The sequence below is a fragment of the Rhodococcus sp. P14 genome (genome assembly GCF_000256505.1).
In the GTDB taxonomy this organism is placed as follows: Bacteria; Actinomycetota; Actinomycetes; order Mycobacteriales; family Mycobacteriaceae; genus Rhodococcus; species Rhodococcus ruber.
Window position 1 is genome coordinate 26,990 of the sequence record NZ_AJFC01000114.1, and the last position, 23,645, is coordinate 50,634.

24 protein-coding genes and 1 pseudogene are annotated in these 23,645 nt (G+C 68.5%); 13 read left to right on the forward strand and 12 right to left on the reverse strand.

Features of this window, described 5'->3' with window-relative positions; genetic code table 11:
* Positions 1–26: 26 nt before the first annotated feature.
* Both OEY_RS0107795 and OEY_RS0107800 read right to left on the reverse strand, forming a co-directional pair.
* Positions 27–383, reverse strand: coding sequence for a type II toxin-antitoxin system PemK/MazF family toxin (locus OEY_RS0107795; RefSeq protein WP_010593326.1), 357 nt, complete (start codon positions 381–383; stop codon positions 27–29).
* Entirely contained in the window at positions 380–592 is a 213-nt protein-coding gene (locus OEY_RS0107800; RefSeq protein WP_010593327.1) for a ribbon-helix-helix protein, CopG family, read from the reverse strand. The genes OEY_RS0107795 and OEY_RS0107800 overlap by 4 nt, the downstream gene beginning before the upstream one ends.
* Before the next feature lie 210 nt (positions 593–802).
* Between OEY_RS0107800 and OEY_RS0107805 the strand changes: the two genes are divergently transcribed.
* Positions 803–1,384, forward strand: coding sequence for a GNAT family N-acetyltransferase (locus OEY_RS0107805; RefSeq protein ID WP_010593328.1), 582 nt, complete (start codon positions 803–805; stop codon positions 1,382–1,384).
* A gap of 7 nt (positions 1,385–1,391) precedes the next feature.
* Here OEY_RS0107805 and OEY_RS0107810 read toward each other — a convergent pair whose 3' ends face one another.
* Positions 1,392–1,838, reverse strand: a complete 447-nt coding sequence (locus OEY_RS0107810; RefSeq protein ID WP_237658121.1) for a Ppx/GppA phosphatase family protein — start codon at positions 1,836–1,838, stop codon at positions 1,392–1,394.
* Between the two features lie 72 nt (positions 1,839–1,910).
* On the opposite strand from OEY_RS0107810, the gene OEY_RS0107815 reads away from it, so the two are divergent.
* From OEY_RS0107815 to OEY_RS0107835, 4 genes are all read left to right on the forward strand, one after another.
* Entirely contained in the window at positions 1,911–3,194 is a 1,284-nt protein-coding gene (locus tag OEY_RS0107815) for a competence/damage-inducible protein A (protein WP_029539938.1), read from the forward strand.
* Positions 3,195–3,638: 444 nt separating this feature from the next.
* Positions 3,639–4,550 carry a formylglycine-generating enzyme family protein gene (locus OEY_RS0107825; RefSeq protein WP_029539939.1) on the forward strand — a complete coding sequence of 304 codons (912 nt, stop codon included), beginning with the start codon at positions 3,639–3,641 and terminating at the stop codon, positions 4,548–4,550.
* A gap of 471 nt (positions 4,551–5,021) precedes the next feature.
* Entirely contained in the window at positions 5,022–5,795 is a 774-nt protein-coding gene (locus OEY_RS0107830; protein ID WP_010593332.1) for an IclR family transcriptional regulator, read from the forward strand.
* Positions 5,796–5,866: 71 nt separating this feature from the next.
* Positions 5,867–6,454 (forward strand): TetR/AcrR family transcriptional regulator, encoded by a 588-nt coding sequence (locus OEY_RS0107835; protein WP_010593333.1) that lies wholly within the window; start codon positions 5,867–5,869, stop codon positions 6,452–6,454.
* A 31-nt stretch (positions 6,455–6,485) separates the two neighbouring features.
* Here OEY_RS0107835 and OEY_RS0107840 read toward each other — a convergent pair whose 3' ends face one another.
* The 3 genes from OEY_RS0107840 to OEY_RS0107855 form a co-directional block, all read right to left on the reverse strand.
* Positions 6,486–7,619 carry a Rieske 2Fe-2S domain-containing protein gene (locus OEY_RS0107840; RefSeq protein ID WP_010593334.1) on the reverse strand — a complete coding sequence of 378 codons (1,134 nt, stop codon included), beginning with the start codon at positions 7,617–7,619 and terminating at the stop codon, positions 6,486–6,488.
* 47 nt (positions 7,620–7,666) lie between these two features.
* Positions 7,667–7,918, reverse strand: a complete 252-nt coding sequence (locus OEY_RS0107845) for a hypothetical protein (protein ID WP_010593335.1) — start codon at positions 7,916–7,918, stop codon at positions 7,667–7,669.
* Positions 7,919–8,079: 161 nt separating this feature from the next.
* Positions 8,080–8,835: an SDR family NAD(P)-dependent oxidoreductase gene (locus OEY_RS0107855; RefSeq protein WP_010593336.1), complete on the reverse strand. Its 756-nt coding sequence runs from the start codon at positions 8,833–8,835 to the stop codon at positions 8,080–8,082.
* A 112-nt stretch (positions 8,836–8,947) separates the two neighbouring features.
* Between OEY_RS0107855 and OEY_RS0107860 the strand changes: the two genes are divergently transcribed.
* Entirely contained in the window at positions 8,948–9,895 is a 948-nt protein-coding gene (locus tag OEY_RS0107860) for an ERCC4 domain-containing protein (RefSeq protein ID WP_029539940.1), read from the forward strand.
* 104 nt (positions 9,896–9,999) lie between these two features.
* On the opposite strand, the gene OEY_RS0107865 is transcribed toward OEY_RS0107860, so the two are convergent.
* Genes OEY_RS0107865 through OEY_RS0107880 form a run of 4 tightly spaced genes read right to left on the reverse strand, consistent with a single transcriptional unit; the run spans position 10,000 to position 15,138 of the window.
* Positions 10,000–10,848, reverse strand: coding sequence for a universal stress protein (locus tag OEY_RS0107865; RefSeq protein ID WP_225223195.1), 849 nt, complete (start codon positions 10,846–10,848; stop codon positions 10,000–10,002).
* A gap of 5 nt (positions 10,849–10,853) precedes the next feature.
* On the reverse strand, positions 10,854–13,553 hold the full coding sequence (locus OEY_RS0107870) for a cation-transporting P-type ATPase (protein WP_010593339.1): 2,700 nt from the start codon (positions 13,551–13,553) through the stop codon (positions 10,854–10,856).
* Positions 13,554–13,571: 18 nt separating this feature from the next.
* Positions 13,572–14,219 (reverse strand): cytochrome c oxidase assembly protein, encoded by a 648-nt coding sequence (locus OEY_RS0107875; protein WP_010593340.1) that lies wholly within the window; start codon positions 14,217–14,219, stop codon positions 13,572–13,574.
* Positions 14,206–15,138: an oxygenase MpaB family protein gene (locus OEY_RS0107880; RefSeq protein WP_010593341.1), complete on the reverse strand. Its 933-nt coding sequence runs from the start codon at positions 15,136–15,138 to the stop codon at positions 14,206–14,208. The genes OEY_RS0107875 and OEY_RS0107880 overlap by 14 nt, the downstream gene beginning before the upstream one ends.
* Positions 15,139–15,312: 174 nt before the next feature.
* On the opposite strand from OEY_RS0107880, the pseudogene OEY_RS29720 reads away from it, so the two are divergent.
* Together OEY_RS29720 and OEY_RS0107895 are read left to right on the forward strand one after the other, a co-directional pair.
* Positions 15,313–16,556: pseudogene (locus OEY_RS29720) on the forward strand (integrase catalytic domain-containing protein).
* A 260-nt stretch (positions 16,557–16,816) separates the two neighbouring features.
* Positions 16,817–17,731, forward strand: coding sequence for an LLM class flavin-dependent oxidoreductase (locus OEY_RS0107895; protein ID WP_010593344.1), 915 nt, complete (start codon positions 16,817–16,819; stop codon positions 17,729–17,731).
* 186 nt (positions 17,732–17,917) lie between these two features.
* Here OEY_RS0107895 and OEY_RS0107900 read toward each other — a convergent pair whose 3' ends face one another.
* Positions 17,918–18,469, reverse strand: a complete 552-nt coding sequence (locus OEY_RS0107900) for a TetR/AcrR family transcriptional regulator (protein ID WP_010593345.1) — start codon at positions 18,467–18,469, stop codon at positions 17,918–17,920.
* A 165-nt stretch (positions 18,470–18,634) separates the two neighbouring features.
* Here OEY_RS0107900 and OEY_RS0107905 point away from each other — a divergent pair, with 165 nt between their 5' ends.
* Positions 18,635–19,168: a thioesterase family protein gene (locus OEY_RS0107905; protein ID WP_010593346.1), complete on the forward strand. Its 534-nt coding sequence runs from the start codon at positions 18,635–18,637 to the stop codon at positions 19,166–19,168.
* On the opposite strand, the gene OEY_RS30450 is transcribed toward OEY_RS0107905, so the two are convergent.
* Entirely contained in the window at positions 19,137–19,310 is a 174-nt protein-coding gene (locus tag OEY_RS30450; protein WP_202637488.1) for an AMP-binding protein, read from the reverse strand. The two genes, OEY_RS0107905 and OEY_RS30450, sit on opposite strands and share 32 nt — an antisense overlap.
* 410 nt (positions 19,311–19,720) lie before the next feature.
* On the opposite strand from OEY_RS30450, the gene OEY_RS0107915 reads away from it, so the two are divergent.
* From OEY_RS0107915 to OEY_RS0107930, 4 genes are all read left to right on the forward strand, one after another.
* The gene (locus OEY_RS0107915) at positions 19,721–20,524 is read left to right on the forward strand and encodes an enoyl-CoA hydratase-related protein (RefSeq protein ID WP_010593347.1); all 804 of its coding nucleotides are present in this window, start codon (positions 19,721–19,723) and stop codon (positions 20,522–20,524) included.
* 106 nt (positions 20,525–20,630) lie between these two features.
* Positions 20,631–21,767, forward strand: coding sequence for an acyl-CoA dehydrogenase family protein (locus OEY_RS0107920; RefSeq protein WP_010593348.1), 1,137 nt, complete (start codon positions 20,631–20,633; stop codon positions 21,765–21,767).
* A gap of 32 nt (positions 21,768–21,799) precedes the next feature.
* On the forward strand, positions 21,800–22,696 hold the full coding sequence (locus OEY_RS0107925) for an SDR family oxidoreductase (protein WP_010593349.1): 897 nt from the start codon (positions 21,800–21,802) through the stop codon (positions 22,694–22,696).
* 104 nt (positions 22,697–22,800) lie between these two features.
* Positions 22,801–23,613, forward strand: coding sequence for a PaaI family thioesterase (locus OEY_RS0107930; protein WP_010593350.1), 813 nt, complete (start codon positions 22,801–22,803; stop codon positions 23,611–23,613).
* Positions 23,614–23,645: the final 32 nt, after the last annotated feature.

The window sequence follows — 23,645 nt, forward strand, 5'->3', positions numbered from 1 at the left end:
GCTCGCCCGACCAGACCTGGCGGCCGTCAACGCAAATCGAGATGTAGCCGCAGCGCTTCCTCGAGCGCTGCGAGAGTTCTCGCCCCGAGCCTTCCGACAGGTTCGGTGTCCAGGCGACGCACGGACACCGAACGTACCTGTTCTGCCTGAGCTTTCGCTGCTCTGGTCAGCCCTGACTCGTCGGGTTCCACGAGTACCTGGAACGGAAAGACGTGTGAGGTGTTGGTGGTCAGAGGAACGACGGTGACCACTCCTCTGCCCAGATTCTCGGCGGTCGCGTTGGCGCGGTCGTTGCTCACGACCACTGCCGGCCGGCGCTCGGCCGCTTCGCTACCCTGCGCCGGGTCCGGATCGACCCAGTGGATCTGCGCTCGGCGGATCATTCGGTGTCGGCCGTGGTGACATCCCACGCGTCGTCTGTGTCGACCTCGGCAAAGGCTGTGGCGTAGTCCCGTTCGAGTCCGGCTGCCGCGAGCAGGCGGACAGCGGCCCGGACTCCCGCCGACCGGCCGCGGAGCCCATGATCCCGGATGTACTCGTCGAGGACGTGGGCATCCTCGTCCGGGAGGCTGATCGTGAACTTGACGGTCATACTGCAAGCATGACCGAAGTATGACTGGTGCACATGATGCGATCCGCGGAGTCGGGTGCGATCAGTCGGGGCCGGGCAGGGCGTGTCCCCGCGGCTCCGGCATGGACGCGAGGCCGCGCGGCCCCGAGATCGGAAAGCACCCCGTCGCGCGACTGTGAGGAACTGAAAAGAACTCGCGGCCGCCGCAGGCCGGCATCTACGCTCGGCGCGATGACCGAGATCCGCCCTGCAGAACCCACCGACGTCGACCGCGCGACCCGCACCCTGGTGCGCGCCTTCGCGGACTATCCCTTCACCCGCCACACCGTCGACGCCCGCGACCACCTGCACCGCGTCGAGGAGTTGCAGCGGTTGTACCTGACCGAGATCGGTCTGCGCTGCGGGCGAGTGTGGGTGTCCGACGACGCCACGGCCGTCGCCGTGTGGATCACGCCCGAATCCACCGATACCCCAGAAGCTTTCGCACGCATCGCCGCGCGCGTCTCCGAGCTGTCCGGCGATCGGGCCGACGCGGCGACGGCCGCGGACGAGGCGCTGGCCCCGCTGCGGCCCAGCGAGCCGGCGTGGTTCCTCGCGACCGTCGCCGTCGATCCGGACCGGCAGGGCTCGGGCCTGGGCGGCGCGGTCCTCGCCCCCGGCCTCCGGGAGGCCCGCGAGGCGGGGGTACCGGCGTATCTCGAGACCTCATCGGAGCGGAACGTCGCGTTCTACCGCAGGCTCGGGTTCGACGTCGTCGGCGCCGTGGATCTGCCCGGCGACGGGCCGCGCACATGGGCGATGATGCGCGAGTAACGTCCCGTCACGCGAATCCCGTTCGCTTCGACGCTTCCGTCGGCAACGACACCAGTTGCGCCTTCTCCGGCTCGGCGGGCACGAGCGGTTGCAGCGGCAACGCGACGTCCGGGGCGGTCACCGTCGCCAGGTGCTGCAGCATCACGCCCTCGCGCAGTGCCCACGGACTCACGTCGAGCAGATCGACGTCGAGCGCGCGCATCGCCTCGTCGGCGACGATCGCACCGGCGGGGATCTGCCGGGCCCGGGCGGGCGAGATGCCGCGCAGCAGCCTCGCCCGTTCACGTGTCGGCAGCTGCGTCAGCCGTCCCGCCCAGCGGTGCACGTCGCTGCGGTGCAGGGTGCGACGCACGAACGGACCGCGCCGCTGAGGTGCTCCGCCCGTCAGGCGGGCCAGCTGCTCGGAGGCATGCGGCTTCCCGCCGATAGCCACCATCGAATGCGAAATCGACACGAGAGTGTGCCCATCGGTCTTATTCGCCGACGTCACCGCTGAGCAGGGACGCTGCCGACTAGGCTCGACGCCGTGAGCGTGCGTGCAGGAATCGTCGTAACCGGGACCGAGGTGCTGACCGGGAGGATTGCCGACCAGAACGGACCGTGGTTGTCTCGTCAGCTCCTGACACTCGGCGTCGACGTCGCCCACATCACGATCTGCGGCGACCGGCCCGCCGACCTGATCGCACAACTGCGCTTCCTCGCCGACCAGGGCGTCGACCTCATCGTCACCAGCGGTGGGCTCGGCCCTACCGCCGACGACCTCACCGTCGCTACCGTCGCCGAGTTCTGTCATCGTGACCTGCTGCTCGACCCCGAACTCGAGGAACACATCGCGGGTGTCATCCGCCGCTACCGCCCGGACACCCCGGATCTCGACAAAGGGCCGACGCGTACCGGGATCCGCAAACAGGCGCGGGTCCCCACCGGTGCCACCGCCCTACCGCCGACCGGCACAGCACCGGGCGTGGTGATCCCCGCAGTAGCCGGTGACCGGCCGGTCCCGACCATCGTCGTCCTCCCCGGGCCGCCCGGTGAGTTGCAGGCGATGTGGCCGAGCGCGATCACCTCACCTGCGGTGGCCGAGGTGCTGACCCGAGCCGACGACATGCAGCAGGAGACCGTGCGCGCCTACGGACTGCACGAGGCGCAACTCGCCGAGACACTGCGCCGGGCCGAAGCAGAGATCGCCGGCCTGGATCGACTCGAGATCACCACCTGTCTTCGACACGGTGAACTCGACATGGTGACCCGATTCGCTTCCGGCGACGCGGACGTCTATCGCCGTCTTCTCGATGTTCTCGCCGAACACCATGGACACAAGATCTTCTCGACCGACGGCTCCACCATCGACGACCGGCTGATCGACGCCCTCGACGGCCGGCTGATCGCGACTGCGGAGTCGTGCACCGGCGGGCTCATCGCTGCGCGTCTCACCGCCCGCCCCGGTTCGTCGGCCTATGTCATGGGCGGGGTCGTCTCGTACTCCAACGACGCGAAGTCCGATCTGATCGATGTACCGGCCGAGATGATCGCCACGCACGGTGCAGTGAGCGAGCAGGTCGCCGCAGCGATGGCCGAGGGCGCCCGACGCCGTCTCGGGGCCGACGTCGCGGTCTCCACCACCGGGATCGCCGGTCCCGACGGTGGCACCGAGACCAAGCCGGTGGGCACAGTCTGCTTCGGCGTCGCGATCGACGGACGGCCGACGTACACCGTCACCCGCCGCTTCCCCGGGGACCGCGAACGGGTCCGAACCCTCACCACCACGGCCGCACTGCATCTGGTTGTCGCACAACTCGAACGAGATTGAACCAGCACCCGAACCACCGTTCACTGCGGCCAGGGCGGCAGCAGCCGACGCGTCAGGTTGCCCACGAGAGTGCGCAGCACACTGTCGGCGAACACGAGACCGCGTGGCACCTGACAAAGTCAGCCCCTTCCGTCTGGTGTCTCGGCCTCGACCCCACAGGACACGAGGATCACCGTCGATGTCGATTCCGACAACATTGCCGGGCCGGATCCCGCCGGAGGCGAATTCGGTCGACACGTGAGCCATCCCCGGTAGTGCATCGACCTCGAGACACCAGCGGTATCACGATGGTGGCCGTGCGCTGGGTGTGATGTCCCCAGGGAGGTTGGTCGGTCGGCTCCGCGTAGTACCCCGCCAGCGGGACAACCCGCCCACTCGGCGCGCCTGTCTGAGAACCTGGAGTGCATGGCTGCCCCCACAGCAACTTCCACCGCGCCCAGGAACATGGCATGGATCCCCGGCGGGACATTCTGGATGGGGTCGGAGGAGTTCTATCCCGAGGAGCGTCCCGTGCACCAGGTCCGGGTTGACGGGTTCTTCATGGACGAGCATCCGGTGACCGTCGCCGAGTTCCGGCGGTTCGTGAAGGACACCGGGCACGTCACCACCGCCGAGACGGCACCCGATCCGCGGGACTACCCCGACGCGGAACCCGAGCTGCTGGTGCCGGGGTCGCTGGTCTTCGTGCCACCGCCAGGTCCGGTGCCGCTCGACGACTACCGCCGCTGGTGGGCGTGGACGCCGGGCGCGCAGTGGCGGCACCCGGAAGGGCCCGGCAGCACCGTGGCGGGACGCGACCGTCACCCGGTCACGCACGTGTCGCACTTCGATGCGCTCGCCTACGCGCAGTGGGCCGGCAAGGAGCTGCCGACCGAGGCGGAATGGGAGTTCGCCGCGCGCGGTGGCCTGGATCGGGCGCGGTTCGTGTGGGGCGACGAGTTCGCTCCCCACGGCCGCTACCGCGCCAACACCTGGCAGGGCCGCTTCCCGTGGGAGAACACCGGCGAGGACGGCTTCGTGGGGACCTCGCCCGTCGGCTCCTACCGTGCCAACGGCTACGGACTGGTCGACATGGCCGGCAACGTGTGGGAGTGGACGGCGGACCACTACACCGCGCACCACGGCGCCGACGGTCGGGACACCGCCCCCGCGCACGCCTGCTGCATCCCCAGCAATCCCCGTACGGGTGCCGGCGACGAGTCCGGCCCGTACCCGCGGCGCGTGATCAAGGGTGGCTCGCACCTGTGCGCGCCGAACTACTGCCTCCGCTACCGTCCGGCGGCGCGGCAGGGCGAGTCGGTCGAGACGTCGACGTGCCACATCGGTTTCCGCTGCATCGTGCGCCCGGACAGGTGACGAGGCCGACGACCGCCGCCGGGTCGCGCTCGCCACCCACTGACCGGTCGACTGCGCAGTTGTCGTGACGACACCCCGACGCGGGCAACGACAACTGCGCAGTCACGGACGACCGATGTTCAGCGAGCGGCGCCTCCCCGCGTCTCCCGGCCGTGATCCAGAACGCCAGCACCGCACCGGCGAGCGCGGCGACGGCAGCCACGAGGAACGCGACGAAGAACCCGCGGCTGTCGTAGACGATTCCCGTCCCGTCCGCTGTCACCACGTGCCGGGCCAGTGCTCACCGCGTTCGCGCACTCGGCGAAGTTCCCGCTCGTGCTGTGGGTGCTGCTGTTCGGCATCGGTATGGGCATCGCGACCGCGTCCATCCTGTGTTTCTCTTCACGGTCCGCCGCCGAGCTGTTAGAGTCACCACAATCATTGATTGATCGCTTGATCAGTAAAGGACCCTCTGTCGCAGTGGGAGGCATAGTGACGACGCACAACGATGTGCCGGTGGCGGTGATCGATCGCGCTGCCCGGCTGCTCGAGGCGTTCCGCGACAGCGAACGGCTCACCCTGGCCGAGCTCACCCGCTTGACGGGCATGCCCCGCTCGTCCACGCACCGGTTACTGAACCAGCTCGTCGAGATCGGCTGGGTCCGACGGGACGCACCCGCGTACTCGCTGGGCACGAAGATGCTCGAGCTCGGCTCCCTCGTCCAGCACAACGACGCCCTCCACCGAGCCGCACTACCCGTCATGCACGAGTTGCACGGCCGCACCGGCCTCGTCGTCCACCTGGCGGTGCTCACGGGCACCGAGGTGCTGTACCTGGAGAAGGTCGGCGGACCCTACTCGATGCGCATCCCCTCCCGCGTGGGTGGCCGGCAGCCGGCACACTGCACGGCACTGGGCAAAGCTCTTCTCGCACAAGGGCAATACGATGTGGAAGCCCTCTTCGCCGATCATCCCCTCCCCGCCCGGACCCCGCACAGCGTCACCGACCCGGGCCGGTTGCGCAGCGAACTCGCCCGCATGCGCGAGCAGCACGTCGCGCACGAACGCGACGAGGCCGCGCCCGGCGTCTCCTGTGTCGCGGCGCCGATCGGACCGGCCGGCAAGTGCGTCGGAGCACTCTCCCTCAGCGGTCCGTCTGCATCGATCCGCGCCACCGCCCTGGCCGCTCCGGTGCGCGTGGCCGCACTGACCGCGTGGCGGCGCTTCACCCACCTGCGTGCCGGAAACGCCCGAACTGCGGTGTGACACCGCATTGATCGATTGATCAATAGATGTGGCACAATGGACCGGCCGACGACCGAGTCCCGAGGAGTGCCATGGATCCGCACGAGCGCCGCCGCCAGATCCTGGACAGATCCGCACACCTCTTCGCGTCCAAAGGGATTGCGGCGACGACCATCCGGGAGATCGCCGACGAGGTCGGCGTCTACTCCGGAGCGCTCTACCACTACTTCCCGTCCAAAGAAGCGATCGTCACCGAATTGATCCGCGAGTACATCGACGACCTGAGCGGGCGGTGTCGCGAGATCACCGCGCAGTCCCAGACCCCGGTCGACCGGATCGAGGCACTCGCGTTGCTGGCCCTGTCCACGTCGGAGGACTACCGCGGCGCCACGACGATCTGGCAGCGCGAGGGCGAGTACATGCGCGACCGCCTCGTCGAGGCCGACCTGGCCGAGACCGCCGACGAGGTCGAGAGAGCGTGGCGGGCGGCCATCGCCGACGGCGTGGCCGAGGGGACGTTCCGCGACGACATCGACCCGGACGTGTTCTACCAGCTGATCCGTGATGCCGTCTGGCAGGCACCGCGGTGGCACCGACCGACGTCGGAGCGTTCCAACGCCGATCTCGCTCGCGAGATCACCCGCATCTTCGTCGACGGCTTCCGCCCCCGCGCCGAATGACCGGCCACGGGGGCGTGCGCACATCGACCGATCAGGCCCGGCGTGCGAGGGTCTCGTCGACCTCCTTCTGCCAGTTCTCCAGCGCACGGGTGGTGTCCACCTCGAATTCGAAGCGCTGCACCATGTCCGGGGTGACGTCCTCGACGTCGACGAAGAACTGGCTGTACCAGCGACGCAACTGGTAGACCGGGCCGTCCTCCTCGGTCAGCAACGGATTCTCGATCCGGGTCTTGTGCTTCCAGATCTCGACGTCCTGTTTGAACTGCGTCTCCACGCCCTCGGTGAACATCGTCGCCATCGCAGCGGCCTCCTCGTCCCCGACCCCGTCCACCTTCTTGACGACGGTGCCGAACTGCAGCACGAACGAGTCCTGCGTGACAGGGTAGTGGCAGTTGACGAGCTTGGTTTCGACCGTCACATCCCCGGACACCGTGTAGACGGTGTCGAGCATGAAGGACGGACCGTAGTACATCGCGTCCGAGATGGTCTGAGAATCCGGGAGGTCGAGCTGCACACCCGTCTTGATGTCGTCGCGGCCCGTCGAACGCATATGCTGGGCGGCGACGTGCCCTTCGAAGACATTCTTGAAGTACTGCGGCATCTGGAAATGGACGTAGAAGAAGTGCGCCATGTCGACGACGTTGTCGACGATTTCCCGGCAGTTCGACCCGGTCACGTGGAAGGTGTTCCACGTCCACTCGCTCCAGACGTCGGTCCCGTAGTCGGGGATCTCCGGGATCGTCACGTCCGCCGGCGGCGGATTTCCCTGCGGATCGTTCCACACGAACAGCAAGCCGTTGCGCTCCATGCTGATCCACGACTTCGTCCGGGCAAGTTTGGGTGTGCGGCGGGCGTACGGGACTTCCGCGCACCGACCGTCGCCACCCCACCGCCAGTCGTGGAACGGGCACGCAATCGTGTCGCCCTTGATCTCGCCACGCGCCAGATTGCCGCCCATGTGGCGGCAGAAGGCGTCGAGCACGTGCAGGGCGCCCTTCGAGTCCTCGAAGACCACCAGATCGGTTCCGAAAACCTGTATCTGGTGCGGCTTTCCGTCGTGGAAGGCCTTGGCCAGGCCGAGGCAGTGCCAGCCGCGGGCATACCGCGTCGGGTTGGTCCCCGTCTCGACGCTCCGAACCTCGATGGCCTCGAGTTCGACAGTCATGAAGTCCTCCAAGTGATGTGCTTCCAGGTGCGGCGACGCCGGACCGGCTACGGTTCGATCTGCTGGGGTTCGCCCCGGCGGGAGGGCACGAGCCGGCCGTCGCGCACGGCGCGATCGACCGACTCGTGCAGCGCCCCACAGCGGGGCAGGTAGGTCGTGGTCTTGTCCGCGATTGCCGCCGAAGCGAATTCACGGCACGTCTCGTGGGCCGGTCCGGTCCATTGAATGCTCGTGTGTACCGGGCTGTACTTCGCCACCAGCACCTTGTTGCCACACGTGTGGCACTCGAGCGACTGCATCCGATCACTTCCTTCCTCGGGTACACCGAGCGTAGGAAGTTCCCCGCTCCGTCGCTGCGGGGTGTCAGCTCAGCGGGACACCTGTTCGCTGGGCCGGGCCGGTTCGAGCACGTCGGGAATCTGCACGTTTCTCTCCTTCGGGTGTTCGTCCGTGGATCTGTTCATCGCATGAGCGCCTGGCCGCCGTCGACGGGCAGTGAGTGACCGGTGATGTACTGCGCAGCCGGACTGCACAGGAACACCACCGCCGGGCCGATGTCGGTTTCGGGGTCGCCGAGACGACCGAGGGGTACGGTGTCGAGGTAGGCCCGCGCCTCGTCCGGGCTGTCTTGCGCCCAGACCTCGAGCGCGGGTGAATTCGCGAGTGGGAGAATCGCGTTGACGCGGATTCCGTCGGCCGCCCACTCGCATGCTGCCGTGCGGGTCAGCACCCGGATTGCTTCCTTGGCGGCGGCGTAGCCGCCGTATCCGGACGGGTCCCAGCGCACTCCCGCCGCGGACCCCAGGTTGACGATCGAACCCCGGCCCTTCAGGTGGGAGTGGCATGCCCGCATCAGGCGCAGGGTGGCGGTCGGTCCCGAGTCCATTCCCCGCTGGTAGACCTCCTCGTCCAACTCGAGCAGATGGCCGTGAACGGTGGTCTGGGCGTTGTTCACCAGGATCGACAGTCCGCCGAAGCGCGCGACGACCTGCTCGACCAGACGGTCGATGCGATCCGCATCGGTGACGTCGCACTCGAATGCGGCCGCGCGACCACCCCGCTCCTCGATTTCCGCCGCCACCTTCTCGACCTTCTCCGCCGTCCGGCCGGCGAGGGCCACGCGGGCCCCGGCCGCCGCGAGCGCGAGGGCGATGCCGCGACCGACGCCCTGGCCCGCCCCGGTCACCAGGGCCGTCTCCCCGTTCAGACAGTTCACGTGCGTCCTCCTTCATTGAGTAATCGATCAATCAATCGCCAATGATGCCCCGACGGCACGAACCGGCAGACAACTTCCGCGCACAGTTCCACTGGATGGGAACCTGACAGCTGTGGAAATGGTGATCGCGGTGAACCCCGACCCGGCGTCCAAGCTGGGCTACCTGCTGCGCGTACCCCTCGACGGCGGGCTGGTGTTCCGGACCTCCGGCACCTGGCCGCGCACGAAGGCGCTGTACTGCCACCCCGTGCCGAGCGAGGAGTGGCCCGACGACCCCGAGGTCGTCGAGCGCGTTGCCGTCCGGTCGTGCGCACGCCGCGGCGCGGCGATCGACCTGGTGCTCGACCGCGGTCGCGAGAACCGCTCACAGATCGTGTACACCACCGCCCGCGGACGCGACGTCGTGTTCTGGCAGTCCCCCCGCACCCGCAAGCAGGCCCGCCCCAACGTGCGCACTCCCACCGCCCGCGCCGCGGGCGTCGCCGACCTGCCGATCGTCGTCGACTCGCACGAGCGCTACGCCTACCGGTTCGCCGACCAGCAGGTCGTCCTCACCAAGCGGGCACTGCCGTGCGGTGACTACGGCGTCTTCCACGACGAGCGTCTCGTGGCCTCGGTGGAACGCAAATCGATTCCGGACCTGGTAGGCAGCCTGACGAACGGCACCCTGCGCTACGCACTGGCCGAGCTGGCGGCGCTGCCGCGCGCCGCGGTCGTCGTCGAGGACCGCTATTCGGCGATCTTCGCGCTCGACCGGGTGCGGCCGGCGACCGTCGCCGACGGCCTGGCCGAGCTGCAGGTGCGCTGGCCGAACGTGCCGATCGTGTTCTGCGACACCCGTGCACTCGCCGAACAGTGGACCTACCGGTATCTCGCGGCCGCCTACGTCTGGGCCGAGACCGAGAGCCCGGCCATCGCCCGCATCGCCGCGCCCGCCACCGCGGCGCCGTCGACGGCCGAGGTCCGAGCCTGGGCCCGCACGCAGGGCCTACCCGTGCCGGACCGCGGCCGCCTCCGCCCCGAGGTCTGGCAGGCGTGGCGCGCGGCTCACCCGGACTGATGCGATCGCCGACGATGCACTTCTCGTGACGGCGCGCCGGGCGATGGCACGAGAAGTGCTCACTCACCGGAACATTGGGCGCAACGCTACGGACGGGGCACCGATCACCTGGCGCGAGCACCGGTGTCCGGCACCACCAGGACGTCCGTGGTGGCGTGTCGCAGCACGTGCTGGGCGACGCTGCCGAGCACTGCGTATTCGAGGGCGGAACGCTCCCCGGTTCCGACGACGATCAGCTCGGCGCGATGCTCGGCTCCGATCTCCGGAATCATCGAGGGCGCATGGCCGGATTCGATGCGGGTGTCGGCGGGCTCGGGGATCAGGGTCGCGGCGAGTTCGTCGAGGTGGAGGCGGATCTGTTCGGTGCTGACGTGCCGCAGCTGCGCCAGCGCGGCGTCGTCGGCGCCGTGCAGTCGCATGAGTTGTTCGCCCATCACGACGGACACGTGTACGAGAACGTGGTCGGCCTCGGGGGTCCAGGCTGCGGCGGTGTGGGCGGCCGAGGTGGCGGCACGAGAGGTGTCGACGGCCAGGAGGACGGTCCGGTAGGGGCCGGCCGGTGGATTCTTGACCACCAGTACGGGCGCGGTGCTGGTGCCGACGAGACGTTCGGCGGTGCTGCCCGGCAACGCTCCGGCGAGCCGGCGGGCTCCGTGCGCGCCGACGACCAGCAGGTCGGTGTCGCGTTCCCGGGCGAGGGCGCCGACGGTGGAGGCGACCTCACCGGCCCGGACCACGCCCTCGATGTCCCCGCCGCAGCGGCGCAGATGGTCCGTCAGGAGAGTGTGCGCGCGCCGCGTTGTTTCCGGTGCGGCCGGGGACGGCACGACCTGCACGGCGGTGAGCTGCGCGTGGTGCTCGCGGGCGAGTTGTGCAGCGCGGCGCACCGCGTCGGCCGCGCCGTCGGACAGGTCGGTGGCGACCAGGATGTGCCGAAGAGGGGACGTGTCCATCGTGCTCACGACTCGGCACGTCGGGCACGGATGCGGCGGACCACCCACTTCTCCGCCTCGGCGACGAAGAAGACCGTCAGCCCGACGCCGAGCACCTTCGCCCACTCCACGAGCGTCAGTCCCGCGGAGCCGAACACGGTCTGGAAGAACGACGTGTAGGTGTAGAGCAGCTGCAGCCCGATGCAGGCGGTGATCGCACCCAGCACGTAGCGGTTGCCGAACAGCCCCTCCCGGTTCAGGACCGAGCCCTCGATGCGGCGGCTGTTGATCAGGTAGAACATCTCGGCCACGACGATCGCGTTGACCGCGATCGTGCGGGCCACCTCCACAGTCGTACCCGCTTCCAGCTCCCACAGGAACAGCCCCAGCGCGCCGGCCATCATGAGCACCGACACCATCGCCACGCGCCACACGAAGAACGCCGACAACAGCGACTCGGTGGGCGGACGCGGCGGCCTGCGCATCACGGACGCCTCGGTCGGTTCGAACGCGAGTGCCAGGCCCAGGGTGCTGACCGTGGCCAGGTTGATCCACAGCACCTGGGCCGGGGTGAGCGGCAGCGTCAGCTGGAACAGGATCGCGGCGATCACCACGAGTGCTTCGCCGCCGTTGGTGGGCAGCATGAACAGCACGAACTTCTTGAGGTTGTCGTAGACGCCGCGACCCTCGCGCACCGCCGCGGCGATCGTCGCGAAGTTGTCGTCCGCCAGCACCATGTCGGCGGCTTCCTTGGCGGCCTCGGTGCCGCCGGCACCCATCGCCACACCGACGTCGGCGCGGGTGAGGGCCGGGGCGTCGTTGACGCCGTCGCCGGTCATCGCCACCACGTGGCCGTTCTCCTGCAGTGCCCGCACCAGGCGCAACTTGTGTTCGGGGCTGGCCCGGGCGAACACGTCGGTGTCGGCGACCACGCGCCGCAGCGCAGGTTCGTCGAGTGCTTCGATCTCGGCGCCGGTGACGGGCCGCGAGCCGATGCCCAGTCCCATCTGGGTGCCGATCTCAGCGGCCGTGTCGGCGTGATCGCCGGTGATCATCTTGACCGTGATGCCCGCCCGGTGGCATTCGCGGACCGCGACGACGGCTTCCTCGCGGGGCGGGTCGATGATCCCGACAAGCGCGAGCAGGGTGAAGTCGTGCTCGGCGTCCTCGAAGTCGAGGGTGGCACCGACGGCGTCGCGGTCCCGGTAGGCCAGGGCCAGCACGCGCAGTCCCTGCGTGGCGGTCTCCGTCGCGCGGGTGCTCCAGTAGGCCGTGTCGACGACGGTCCGCGAGCCGTCCTTCTCGAGCTGATGGGTGCACGCCGCGAGCACCTTCTCCGGCGCGCCCTTGAGGAAGATCCGCTCGTGCACATCGTCGTCGGCGCGGTGCAGGGTGGCCATGAATCGGTGTTCGGATTCGAAGGGCACGACGTCCAGACGCGGCCAGGCGTGCTCGGCGTCCTGCTGAGTCAGCCCCGCCTTGCGTCCGAGTACGAGCAGCGCCGCCTCGGTGGGGTCGCCCTCGATCTGCCATGCCCCGTCCACGTCGAGCAGGCGCGCGTCGTTGCACAGCACACCGGCCCGCACGGCCAGATCCAGCGGGGGGACGGATGCCCGATCCGCGACGGTGCCTTCGCCGGCGGTCAGCGCCCCGACCGGGGCGTAGCCGATCCCGCCGACGTCGATGCGGTGGTGCGCGCACAACACCTTCTGCACGGTCATCTCGTTGCGGGTGAGCGTGCCGGTCTTGTCGGAGCAGATCACGGTGACCGAACCGAGCGTCTCGACCGCCGGTAGTCGCCGGATCACCGCGTTGCGCCGGGCCATCCGCTGCACCCCGAGCGAGAGGGTGACCGTCATGATCGCCGGCAGCCCCTCGGGGATGGCCGAGGCGGCGAGCGCGACGACGAGGGTGAACATCTGCGCCGGGGATTCGCCGCGCCACGCGATTCCGAGTACGAACGTCGCCGCAGCGACGACCAGGATGACCACGGCCAGCCACCGGGCGAACCGGCCGATCTGCCGCAGCAGCGGCGTCGTGGTCTTCGGGATTCCGGCGAGGAGGGCATTGATGCGGCCGAGTTCGGTGTGGACACCGGTGGCGGTGACCACGCCGTCACCCTGCCCGAACACGGCAACGGTTCCGGCGTAGGCGGCCGACCGGCGGTCCCCGAGTTCGCTGTCCGCGTGCACCGGGCGGGACGTCTTGTCCACCGGGACGGATTCCCCGGTCAGGGCCGCCTCGTCGACTCGGAGTTCGCGCACGCGGATCAACCGCAGGTCGGCGGGCACCCGGTCTCCGGAGACGAGCCGGACGACGTCGCCGGGCACCAGGTCGGCCGCGGGGAGATCGACGATCCGTCCGTCCCGGTGCACGCGGGCGCGGGGTGCGAGCATCGCCCGGATCGAGTCGAGCGCCGATTCGGCCCGCCCCTCCTGCACAAATCCGAGGAGCGCATTGATCACGACGGCGGCGAGCAGCACCGCCGTGTCGATCCAGTGCTGCAGGAACGCGGTGATGACCGCGGCGCCGAGCATCACGTAGAGCAGGACGTTGTGGAACTGCCGTAGCAGCCGCCACCACCAGCGGTCCGACGGGGGACGCGGCAGCTCGTTCGGACCGTGCTCGGTCAGCCGCCGCTCCGCTTCGTCCGAGCTCAGCCCGGTCGGCGAGGTGCCCAGACGATCCAGCGTTGCGGTGGTGTCGAGCGCGTGCCATTGGTGCATTACTTGCACTTTACCAAATCAGTTGTGGCGGGTGCTGAATCTTCGCGCCGAGGGCGCGCGCACGGAGAGGACCGACCGGGCCGGCAAGGGCTGACGTCCGTCAGGATCGACGGCGCGTGCCGTCTCGTCACGAACCGGCCGAGGACGCCACGTGAACAGCAGCGCGACGGCGAGGAGCAGTTCAGCGATGTCCCCGCCGTAGTACATGAGCTCGCCGGCTCCCCGCAGCTGCGCCGCGGGAACCGGAACCTGGACGAACAGTTCCGCGTACATCACCTGAAAGATGACGGCGTGCGCGGTGATCGCGAGACCGAGCACCACGAGCCGCACCGGCACGGAGGGACGGCGCGGGGCGGGATCCGGGCCGGCGACGACCCACGCGAACAGGCAGCCGGCGAGCAGGAAGTGGACGTGGACGAGCACGTGCAGCAACTCGTTCCGGGTGGTCGCGACGTAGAGCGGCGAGAAGTACAGAACCGCCAGACCGCCGACGTTGAGGGCCAGGGCGACGAAGGGATTCGCGACGAGGTGCACGGGCGAGGAGCGCAGTACGCGGCCGATCGTGCGGCCGCGCGCCGGGGACACCGACCGCAGGACGAGGGTGATCGGGGCGCCGAGCACCAGACCGAGCGGGGATGTCGGGCGCTGCGGGTCAGTGCCGGGCACTGCCCACGGTCTCGTGTGTCCCCGTGTAGTGCATGGGGCTGTCCAACAGGTGCGCCGGCGGCAGGTTGCGGTCGGGGGTGTGCACGACGGGTGCGTCCGCCGGGACGCGGCCCCGGGCCCGGTCCCAGCCGGCGCGAGCGCGCGGATGGTAGCGGTAGCGCCGGGGAACGAGCTTCTCCCCCAGCCCGATCGATCGGCCGACGAGGCGGTGCAGGCGCTGCTCCCGGCGTGAGAAGGTATACCCGAGCAGGTCGCGCACCGCCGGATCGTACAGGCCGATCGTCAGCCAGAGGAACCCGTGGGTCACCGGCGGCCGCAGCACCGCCCATACGCTCGCGGGCATCCACCGCAGGAACGGCGGCCGGCCCAGGTGCGAGAGGTCGAGCACGTCGCGGGTCGCCTTGTTGTCCTCGAGCACCTCGCGGCACATGCGGTCCCAGTAGCGCAGGAAGTCCTCCCAGCTGTCGGGGACGGGCCGCATCGACATCCCGTAGAGCCGGTACCACTGCACGTGCTCGTCGAACAGCCGGTGCTTGTCGGCGAGCGGGAGCGGGCCGTCGAACCATTCGATCGAGACGACGAGGCTGTAGAAGAACGTCGCGTGCGCCCAGTAGAAGGTGTCGGGGTCGAGGGCGTGATAGCGCCGGCCCTGCTTGTCGATGCCCTTGATCGTGTCGTGGTACCCGCGCACCTGGGCGGCGGTCTCCGGGGCGCGCGGACCGTCGAAGACGACGCCGTAGATGGGGTACAGCGAGCGGTACAGGCGTTCCCAGCGCTCGTCGAAGAACTGCGAGTGCTCCTCCACGGCCGCGCCGAGACCGGGATGCATGTTCTGCATCGATCCGGCCCACGGCCCGAACACCATTCCGCGCCAGCCGCCGAAGTACTTCCACGTCAGGTTGTCGGGCCCGAGCGGCACGAGCTCAGTTTGACTACGCACGTTGTCAGTTTGAGGGCGGGGCACGGAGGGTGTCAAGGGCGCGCGTTGACTCATCCAAAATGCGCGCGTAGAGGTAGTCGTTGCCTCAAATGAGAATGCGCGCGTACGGTGCGCCTGCCGTGTCCGGCCTGGGCCGGGCGGTAGGCCCGGACGATGGGGCTGTCGATGAGTCAACGCAAGGCCGTGACCAAGACGATCGCGACGCGGTACGCCCGGGCCGACAAGGCCACCAAGGGTGTCATCCTCGACGAGTTGTGTGCCACGACCGGCTGGCACCGCAATCACGCCCGCAAGGCGTTGATGCAGGCGTTGCGGCCCACCGCGGTCAGGCGACGCACCCCGAGATCACCGAAGTACGGCTCCGACGTGATTGCGGCGCTGCGGTTCTGCTGGGCGGTGCTCGGTGCGCCGGCGGGCAAGCGCCTCGCGGCGGTGCTGCCGGACCTGGTGCCGATCCTGCGTCGGTTCGGCGAGTTGAGCATCGACGACGCCACCGCAGAGTTGTTGGTGTCGATGTCGGCGGCGACCATCGACCGCCGGCTTGCCGAGGACCGGCGCAGGCTCGATCCGAAAGGCAGAGCGCACACCAAGCCGGGGTCGGGTGCTCGAGTCGCAGATCCCGATCCGCACGTGGGCGCAGTGGGGCGACGCCGTGCCCGGGAACGCGCAAGATCGACCTGGTCGGGCACGAGGGCGGCAACGCGGTCGGCGACCATGCCTACACGTTGACGGTCACCGACATCGCCACCGGGTGGACGGAGAACCGGAGCGTGCCGAACAAGGCGCGCAAGTGGGTGCTCGCCGCCCTCGAGGAGATCGCCGGCATCCTGCCGTTCCCGATCCGCGGGGTCGACTCCGACAACGGCAGCGAGTTCATCAACCATCACCTGCTCGCCTGGTGCGCGCAGCGGCAGATCACCTTCACCCGGTCCCGGCCCGGCAACTCCAACGACGGCGCGCACGTCGAGCAGAAGAACTGGGCGATTGTACGGACCGTGGTCGGCTACCACCGCTACGACACATCGGCAGAGTTGTTGGTGCTCAACGGGATTTGGGTTCTTCAATCGAGTCTGTCGAACTTCTTCTGCCCGCAGCAGAAGCTGATATCGAAGGTACGTGACGGGGCGAAGGTGACCAAGAAGTACGACACCGCGACCACTCCGCATCGTCGCGTCGAGCGGCACGATGCCGTCACCGCCGAGGACAAGGCGATCCTCGCCGGCACCTACGTCACGCTCAACCCGGCAGCGATCCAGCGGCAGATTCAGGCCCTGACCGCCGAGCTGCTCACGCTCACCACCGCCAAGGCCGGCCCGGGGCGTACCCCCATCGTCGAGCCCTCCTCCACGCGCGCATCCTTGAATGAGTCAACGAAGCGCACCTCGCGCGCATCTTGACGTGAGGCAATAGGGGGCGCGCGGACTTGCTCGCATCTTCGGAATCGGCCCACGCCAGGCCATGTGCGGATGCCGGAGGGGCGGACAAGTTCGGCCGCAGCGTCGGGAACGGCGATCGGTCGGCACGCAGTGCTTGCTCCTGTCGAACCGCGCTGATGCCGAGCCGGGGATCGACACGTCGATCGACACCCGCGAGGCGCCCTCTTGCCACTCGACGATTTCGGACCTATGGTCAGTCCAATACTTCGGAAGGGGGTCGCGTGACCGTCCAAGTCGGTTTGTCGATCACAGATTCCATACTGGTTCCCGACCCGCTCGCCCGGCGACGACTGCTCGCGTCCGTCGCCGATGCCGGGTTGGACCACATCACGGTCGGGGATCACATCAGTTTCCACGGCGGTACCGGCTTCGACGGGACGGTCTCCGCCACCTCGGTGCTCGCAGCCCACGACACGCTCTCCGTCGTCATCGGCGTCTACCTGCTTGGGTTGCGGCATCCGATGCTCGCAGCTCGACAGATCTCGACCATCGCGCAGCTCGCCCCAGGGCGGTTGATCCTCGGCGCGGGAGTCGGCGGCGAGGACCGATCGGAGATCTCCAACTCCGGAGTGGACCCACGCACCCGGGGTCGCCGCTTGGACGAAACACTCGAGGTTCTCCGGGCATTGTTGTCCGGCGAAGAGGTCACCCACACCGGAGAGTTCTTCACCCTCGACCGTGCCCGGATCCTGCCCGCGCCCCAACCGACCGTGCCGATCGTCATCGGCGGCCGAGGCGACGCCGCGATCCGTCGAACCGCGAAGTACGGCGACGGATGGCTCGCCATCTTTTCGACGCCCCGCCGATTCGGCGAGACACGCACCGCGATTCTCGACGCTGCCGCCCGCGAGAACCGCACGCTGAGCACCTTCGGAGTCAACGTGTGGTGCGGACTCGACGACGACGCCGCCACGGCCGACCGCCTGGTGGGCGAGCAGATGCAGGCCCTCTACCACCTTCCCCGGGACAAGTTCCGGCACCTGGCACCGGCCGGCACGCCCGAACAGGTCGCCGAGTGGCTGCGCCCGTTCGTCGACGCAGGAGCGGACAGCATCACGCTCATCCCCGCCGCAACCTCGATGGAGGCATCCGTCGAGCACGCCGCCGCCGTGCGGAAGCTGCTCGTCGAGAGCTGATCGCCGCACCTCGGGATCCGACTCCGCACACACCGCCTCGCAGCGCAGTTCGTCGGTGAAGCCGACCTGGACGACAAAGATACGAGCGCCGTGACAACGTGATCGTTCGGCGGCGGAACCACCTCGCCGACCACCGCGCCGATCGCCGACGAGCATCGGCCCCAGGGAGTCGGGCAGCGACGGTGGTCAGCCACGGAAGGCGTCGAGCCCCTCGTTCGTGAGACGGACGATCAGGTCGGCCAGCCCGGGGGTGCGGCTGACCTTGGTCGGCCAGTAGGCGATCGAGAAGATCGTGCCCAGGCAGGTCTGGGTCGCCACGGCGACCTCCGCCGGTGTCGCCCGGGGGAGACACCGGGCCACCGCGGTTTCCCAACAGCCGACATAGAGCTTGCGCCGGCGATTGACCTTGCGGCGCCAGGGGTCCACGAGTGACCGGTCTTCACGCTGGGTCACATTGACCAGGTGTCGGTGCCGGATCGCGAACTCGACATGATGGCGGACCAGACGCTCGAAGTCGCTGTCGGCGTCCTCGTCCATGGGCTCCGCGGCGCGGATCAGCTCGTCCATCGCCTCGTCGAACAGGGTGGCCAGGATTTCGTCCTTGCCGGAGAAGTGCCGGTAGATCGCCGGCCCGGTGAGTCCCGCACGAGCACCCAGCTCGTCAACGCTCGTTCCGTGGAATCCCTTTTCGTAGAACAGTTCTGCGGCGATGTCAAGAATCTTCCGGCTCCTGTCCACTCGCCGAGTTTAGCACGATGTGTGAACGATCGTTATACTGCGGGAACGCTTCCGGCCGTGCGACGCGGGCCGAGCGACAGGGACGGCGCATGCCGACGGTCGCGCCTCGAAGGCATGGACGCGCCGGCAACCGACCGCCGTCAGGATGCACCCGTCAGGAGACCGATGACCGCCACCGTCACCCTGCCCACCTACGACCAGGTCGTTCGTCTTCCTCGCGAGTACGGCCCGTTCGTCGTCCCGCCGGACTTCGAGGACGCCAACGGTCACATGAACATCCGGCACTACCTGGATCTGGGTGCCGAAGCGATCGACACCGCGTTCCGCAGGATCGGTCTCACCGACGACTACCGGGCCACACGCAGGCAGGGCTTCTTCACCGCGGAGCATCACCTGAAGTACTACGCGGAAGTGCACGTCGGCCACCGAATCTCGGCCTACTTCCGGGTCGTCGAACGCTCCGACAAGATCATCCACGGCATAGCCCTGCTCGTCGACGACACGGCCGAGGCGCTGGCGAACACACTCGAGGTCGTCGCACCCCATGTCGACCTCACCACCCGGCGCGTCGTTCCGTTCGCCCCGGACGTCGCGGAGGCAGTCGATCGGGAACTCGCGGCCACCGAGGAGGTCGGCTGGCCGGCGCCGCTGTGCGGAGTGATGGGGATCAGGTCGCGGCGGAATCGAGCCGGTCGATGACCGGCACCACGACGAGACCGGCCTTGGCGATACCGAACATCGTCACCACAGCCTCGACGGAGTTCGCGTAGTAGAGCAGAACGCGTTCGCCGGCGGCCAGACCCGCCGGTCGAGCAGGTCGCCCACGGCCATCCGATTCCAACGCTGATCCGCGTAGCGGGCGTGCAGTGTCGTGACGTCGAATTCCATGAAGTTCATTCTCCGTGGATGAGGGCATGGCGGAACGCGCCCGGTCGGGAGCACAGCGACGAGCGAACCCTACGGTCGGTCGGTCCCCCGCGACGCACCTCGAACCGGTCGCGAATGTCGATTCCTGCAGGTAACTCCCGCGAGGATTCGACCGGGATCGTCCTCCGCCCCGGTTCAGCCGTGGGCATACTGCGCGGTTCCCCCCCCTCGGCCTCGGGCCGCAGCTCGCAACCCACCCCTTGAAAACGATCGTTAACGCGGATACATTTGTCATACGGTCGGACCAAACCCGACGACCCCGTCCCCGCGACCTGTTCTCGCGGCGACGGCGAGCCACCAGAGCAGGAAGGGACCAGCAGGTCGATGACTGATTTCACCGCATTCACGGACGTGACGTACGAGGTCGACAACGGGCTCGCCTGGATCACGATCAACCGGCCGGATCGCTACAACGCCTTCCGCGCCCGCACGGTCGACGAGCTCGTCAAGGCCTTCAAGGCGGCTTGGGGCAGCTCGGAGGTCGGCGCCGTCGCACTCACCGGCGCCGGCGAGAAGGCCTTCTGCTCGGGCGGCGACCAGAAGCAGCGCATGGAGACCGGTGACTACGGCCCGTCCGACAGCGGCCTGTTCGAGGTCGAGGCCCTGCACCGTGTCATCCGGGACACCCCGAAGCCCGTCATCGCCGCCGTCAACGGTGTCGCCGTGGGCGGCGGACACGTGCTGCACCTGCTGTGCGACATGTCCATTGCCGCCGAGCACGCCATCTTCGGACAGAACGGCCCGCGGGTCGGATCCTTCGACGCCGGCCTGGGCACCGGTTACCTGGCCCGCGCCATCGGCGAGAAGCGGGCGCGGGAGATCTGGTTCATGTGCCGCCGCTACAGCGCCCAGCAGGCCCTGGAATGGGGTCTGGTCAACAAGGTCGTGCCCGCCGACCAGCTCCGCGCCGAGGTCCGGGCGTGGGCCGACGAGATCCTGCAGCTCTCCCCCACCTCGCTCAAGGTGCTCAAGCAGTCGCTCAACGCCGACACCGAGCACTTCATCGCCCAGGGCAACATGGCCTACTCCACGCTCAAGCTGTTCGGTGAGTCCGCCGAGGCACTCGAGGGCATCAGCGCGTTCAACGAGAAGCGCAAGCCCGACTTCTCGAAGTTCCGCGGCGCCTGACCGCCCCCAGCTCCCGGGCGGCGGGACACCACCGTCCCGCCGCCCGGTGACCTACCTTCCCGATTCTGTCGTCCTCCCCGGTCCTTCACAGAGAGCAGTTGTCGACATGCGCTTCAGCCGAGAACAACAGGAGTTTGCACTCGCGGTCCGCGAGTTCTGCGACGCCGAGTGCAAAACTCTTCAACAACGCGATGCTCTCACCGCGGACGGCACCGTGGCCAACAGCCAGGTCATCCTCGACAAGTTTGCGGGGCTCGGCTGGCTCGCGGTGTCGTTGCCCGAGGAATTCGGCGGTGGCGGCGCCGGGATGATCGAGGAGTGCATCTTCCTTGAGGAGACCTCTCGCGGCCTCGCCCCCATCACCGGTTACTCGACCGGCCTGACCGCCGCCCAGACGTACCTGCGCTACGGGACCGAGGAGCAGAAGCGCACGATCGTCTCGAATATGGCCGCGGGCAAGCTCGAGGCGATCGCCCTGAGCGAGCCCGGGGCGGGATCCGACCTCGGCGGCGTCCGCATCAAGGCCGAACTCGTCGACGACCATTACGTGATCAACGGCCAGAAGACGTGGATCTCCGCAGCCCACGTCGCCGAGCACGTCCTGCTGCTCGCCCGCACCGACTCCTCCGGTTCCAAGCACGAGGGTCTGACCCTGTTCATGGTGCCCACCGATACTCCGGGCCTCGAGATCCACGGTATTGCCACCATGGAGGCCCGCACCTGCAACGACCTCTACTTCACCGACGTGGCCGTCCCGGTCACCGCAGTGGTCGGCACTCCGAACCAGGCGTGGCGCCACCTCATGCGCGGCCTGAGCGTCGAGCGGCTCATCATCGCCACGATGTCGCTCGGTGCGGCCGAACGCGCGCTCGACGACGTCATCGCGTTCGTCACCGAACGCGAGCAGTTCGGTCGCAAGGTCGGCAGTTTCCAGGCGATCCGTCACCGCATCGCCGACCTCGCCACCGAGATCGCCTTCGCGAAGTCCTTCGTCTACGAGGTCGCCGAACGCATCGACGCCGGTGAGGAGGACAATCTCAACCGTGAGGGCTCGATGGCCAAGCTCAAGTGCACCGAGATCGCGAAGAAGACCACCCTCGAAGCCATGCAGATGATGGGCGGCTACGGCTACACCCGCGAATACGGGATGGAGGAGCAGGTGCGTCGATCCCTCGCACCGACGATCTACGGCGGCACCAACGAGATCCAGCGCGAAATCATCAGCAAGAGCCTGGGACTGTGATTCCCGATCCCCCGACCGATAGGACCCCTGGCATGACCACCTCCCCGTTCACGTCCGAGGCTCTCGCCGGCAAGCGAATCCTCATCACCGGCGGCGGAACCGGCCTCGGTCGCGGCGTCGCCCGCCACCTGGTCGACCACGGCGCCGACGTCCACCTCTGGGGTCGCCGGCCCGCCGTCCTCGAAGAAGCCGCCACCGAGGCGTCCGTCTCGCGACCCGGCTCGGTCCACTGGCAGACCGTCGACGTCCGCAACGCCGACCTGGTGTCGTCGGCGATGGACGAGATCTGGACCCTGCACGGCCCGCTCACCGGCGTGATCAACAACGCCGCCGCCAACTTCATCGCCCCCACCGAATCACTCAGCCCGCGAGCCTTCGAGGCCGTCACCTCCACCGTGATGAACGGGTCGTTCAACACCACCCACGCCGCCGGTCGCCGCTGGATCGAGGGCGGCACCAAAGGCGTGGTCCTGTCCACGCTGACCACCTGGGTGTGGAGCGGCTCGGCGTTCGTCGTCCCCTCCGCGATGGCCAAGGCGGCCGTGCATTCGATGACGATGTCCCTCGCGGTCGAATGGGCGCGTTACGGAATCCGCCTCAACGCTATGGCCCCGGGTCCGATCCCCACCGACTATGCCTGGGAGATGCTCAACCCCACCGACAAGAGCGCGGTCGGCGCCACTCAGGCCGACCAGGTCCCGATGGGGCGGATGGGCACCATCGAGGAACTTGCCAACCTGACGATCTTCCTGCTGTCCGACGCCTGCGACTACCTCACCGGCCAGACCATCGCCATGGACGGCGGCCAGATGCTCGCCGGCCCCGGCACTTTCGCCGGTCTGACCTCCATGACCGACGCGGACTGGGCCGCCGCACGCGAACGCAGTAAGGCCGCAAGCGAGACCGCCAAGGCTCAACGCGGCGTCTGAGCTTCCCACCCCGACGGGCCTGACCGCCGGAGACCACTCTCCGGCGGTCAGGCCCTCGGGCGCGTTCCCGCACTCGGCGACACCGCACGTCCGTCAGGAGAGCCATGACCACCGACAACCCCACCGCGCTCCGATTCTTTTCCACCGGCGCCGAAAGACTGTTTCGAGTCGCCGACGTGACCGGGGACGACACCAACGGGTACACCGAAATGGTCACGGGGCCATGGCTTGCCGACGAACTCGGACGACCGTGCCGAGGAACTCTCGGTGTCGCGATGGACGACGTGATGGGACATCTCGTCAATGGAATGACCCCCGAAGGATTCTGGGCCGTGAGCACCGAAATCCATCTCGACTTCGTAGCGGACCCACCGGTCGACGGATCGGTTCTCCGCGCCGAGAGCTGGGTTCTCGGTCGAGGGGCGCAGACGGGGCTGGCCGGTGGTCGGGTCGTCGACGCGCACGGCCGTCTGATTGCGTGCGGGTCCACCCGCCTTCAGACCGTGCCGCTCACCGACCCACCGGGCGCACCCGTGGTCTCCCCCGACGACCTGGACTCTCGACTCCGTGCCCACTCGATCATCGACCTGCTGGGGGCAGAGCACGCGCGGGGGGCCAATGGGATCGAGTTCGGCCCGTCTCCGACGCTCGCGAATCCGATGGGCAACATCCACGGCGGTGTGCTCCTGTGCGCCTCCGAGATCACGGGTTCGGCCGCGCTACCCACCGACGCGGAGTTCCGCACCACCTCGATCCACATCTCGTATCTGCGCCCGTGTCCGTCGGACGAACCCGTCACCTTCGCGCCGAAGGTTGCGCACCGGGGTCGCAGCCTCGGGATCGTCGAGGTCTCCAGTCGCACCACAGCCGGAAAGACGTGCACCACCGCCACCATCACCTGCAGTGCGGTCCACTGACCGGCGGAGGACACCCCTTCCGACCCGCAACA

Coding starts and splice junctions, on each gene's coding strand:
- OEY_RS0107840 (WP_010593334.1), bottom strand. CDS start 7,619: ATGACTGTCGAACTCGAGGCCATCGAGGTTCGGAGCGTCGAGACGGGG.
- OEY_RS0107825 (WP_029539939.1), top strand. CDS start 3,639: ATGGCATGGATCCCCGGCGGGACATTCTGGATGGGGTCGGAGGAGTTC.
- OEY_RS0107905 (WP_010593346.1), top strand. CDS start 18,635: ATGACCGCCACCGTCACCCTGCCCACCTACGACCAGGTCGTTCGTCTT.
- OEY_RS0107800 (WP_010593327.1), bottom strand. CDS start 592: ATGACCGTCAAGTTCACGATCAGCCTCCCGGACGAGGATGCCCACGTC.
- OEY_RS0107870 (WP_010593339.1), bottom strand. CDS start 13,553: ATGCACCAATGGCACGCGCTCGACACCACCGCAACGCTGGATCGTCTG.
- OEY_RS0107865 (WP_225223195.1), bottom strand. CDS start 10,848: ATGGACACGTCCCCTCTTCGGCACATCCTGGTCGCCACCGACCTGTCC.
- OEY_RS0107930 (WP_010593350.1), top strand. CDS start 22,801: ATGACCACCGACAACCCCACCGCGCTCCGATTCTTTTCCACCGGCGCC.
- OEY_RS0107915 (WP_010593347.1), top strand. CDS start 19,721: ATGACTGATTTCACCGCATTCACGGACGTGACGTACGAGGTCGACAAC.
- OEY_RS0107795 (WP_010593326.1), bottom strand. CDS start 383: ATGATCCGCCGAGCGCAGATCCACTGGGTCGATCCGGACCCGGCGCAG.
- OEY_RS0107835 (WP_010593333.1), top strand. CDS start 5,867: ATGGATCCGCACGAGCGCCGCCGCCAGATCCTGGACAGATCCGCACAC.
- OEY_RS0107805 (WP_010593328.1), top strand. CDS start 803: ATGACCGAGATCCGCCCTGCAGAACCCACCGACGTCGACCGCGCGACC.
- OEY_RS0107920 (WP_010593348.1), top strand. CDS start 20,631: ATGCGCTTCAGCCGAGAACAACAGGAGTTTGCACTCGCGGTCCGCGAG.
- OEY_RS0107845 (WP_010593335.1), bottom strand. CDS start 7,918: ATGCAGTCGCTCGAGTGCCACACGTGTGGCAACAAGGTGCTGGTGGCG.
- OEY_RS0107925 (WP_010593349.1), top strand. CDS start 21,800: ATGACCACCTCCCCGTTCACGTCCGAGGCTCTCGCCGGCAAGCGAATC.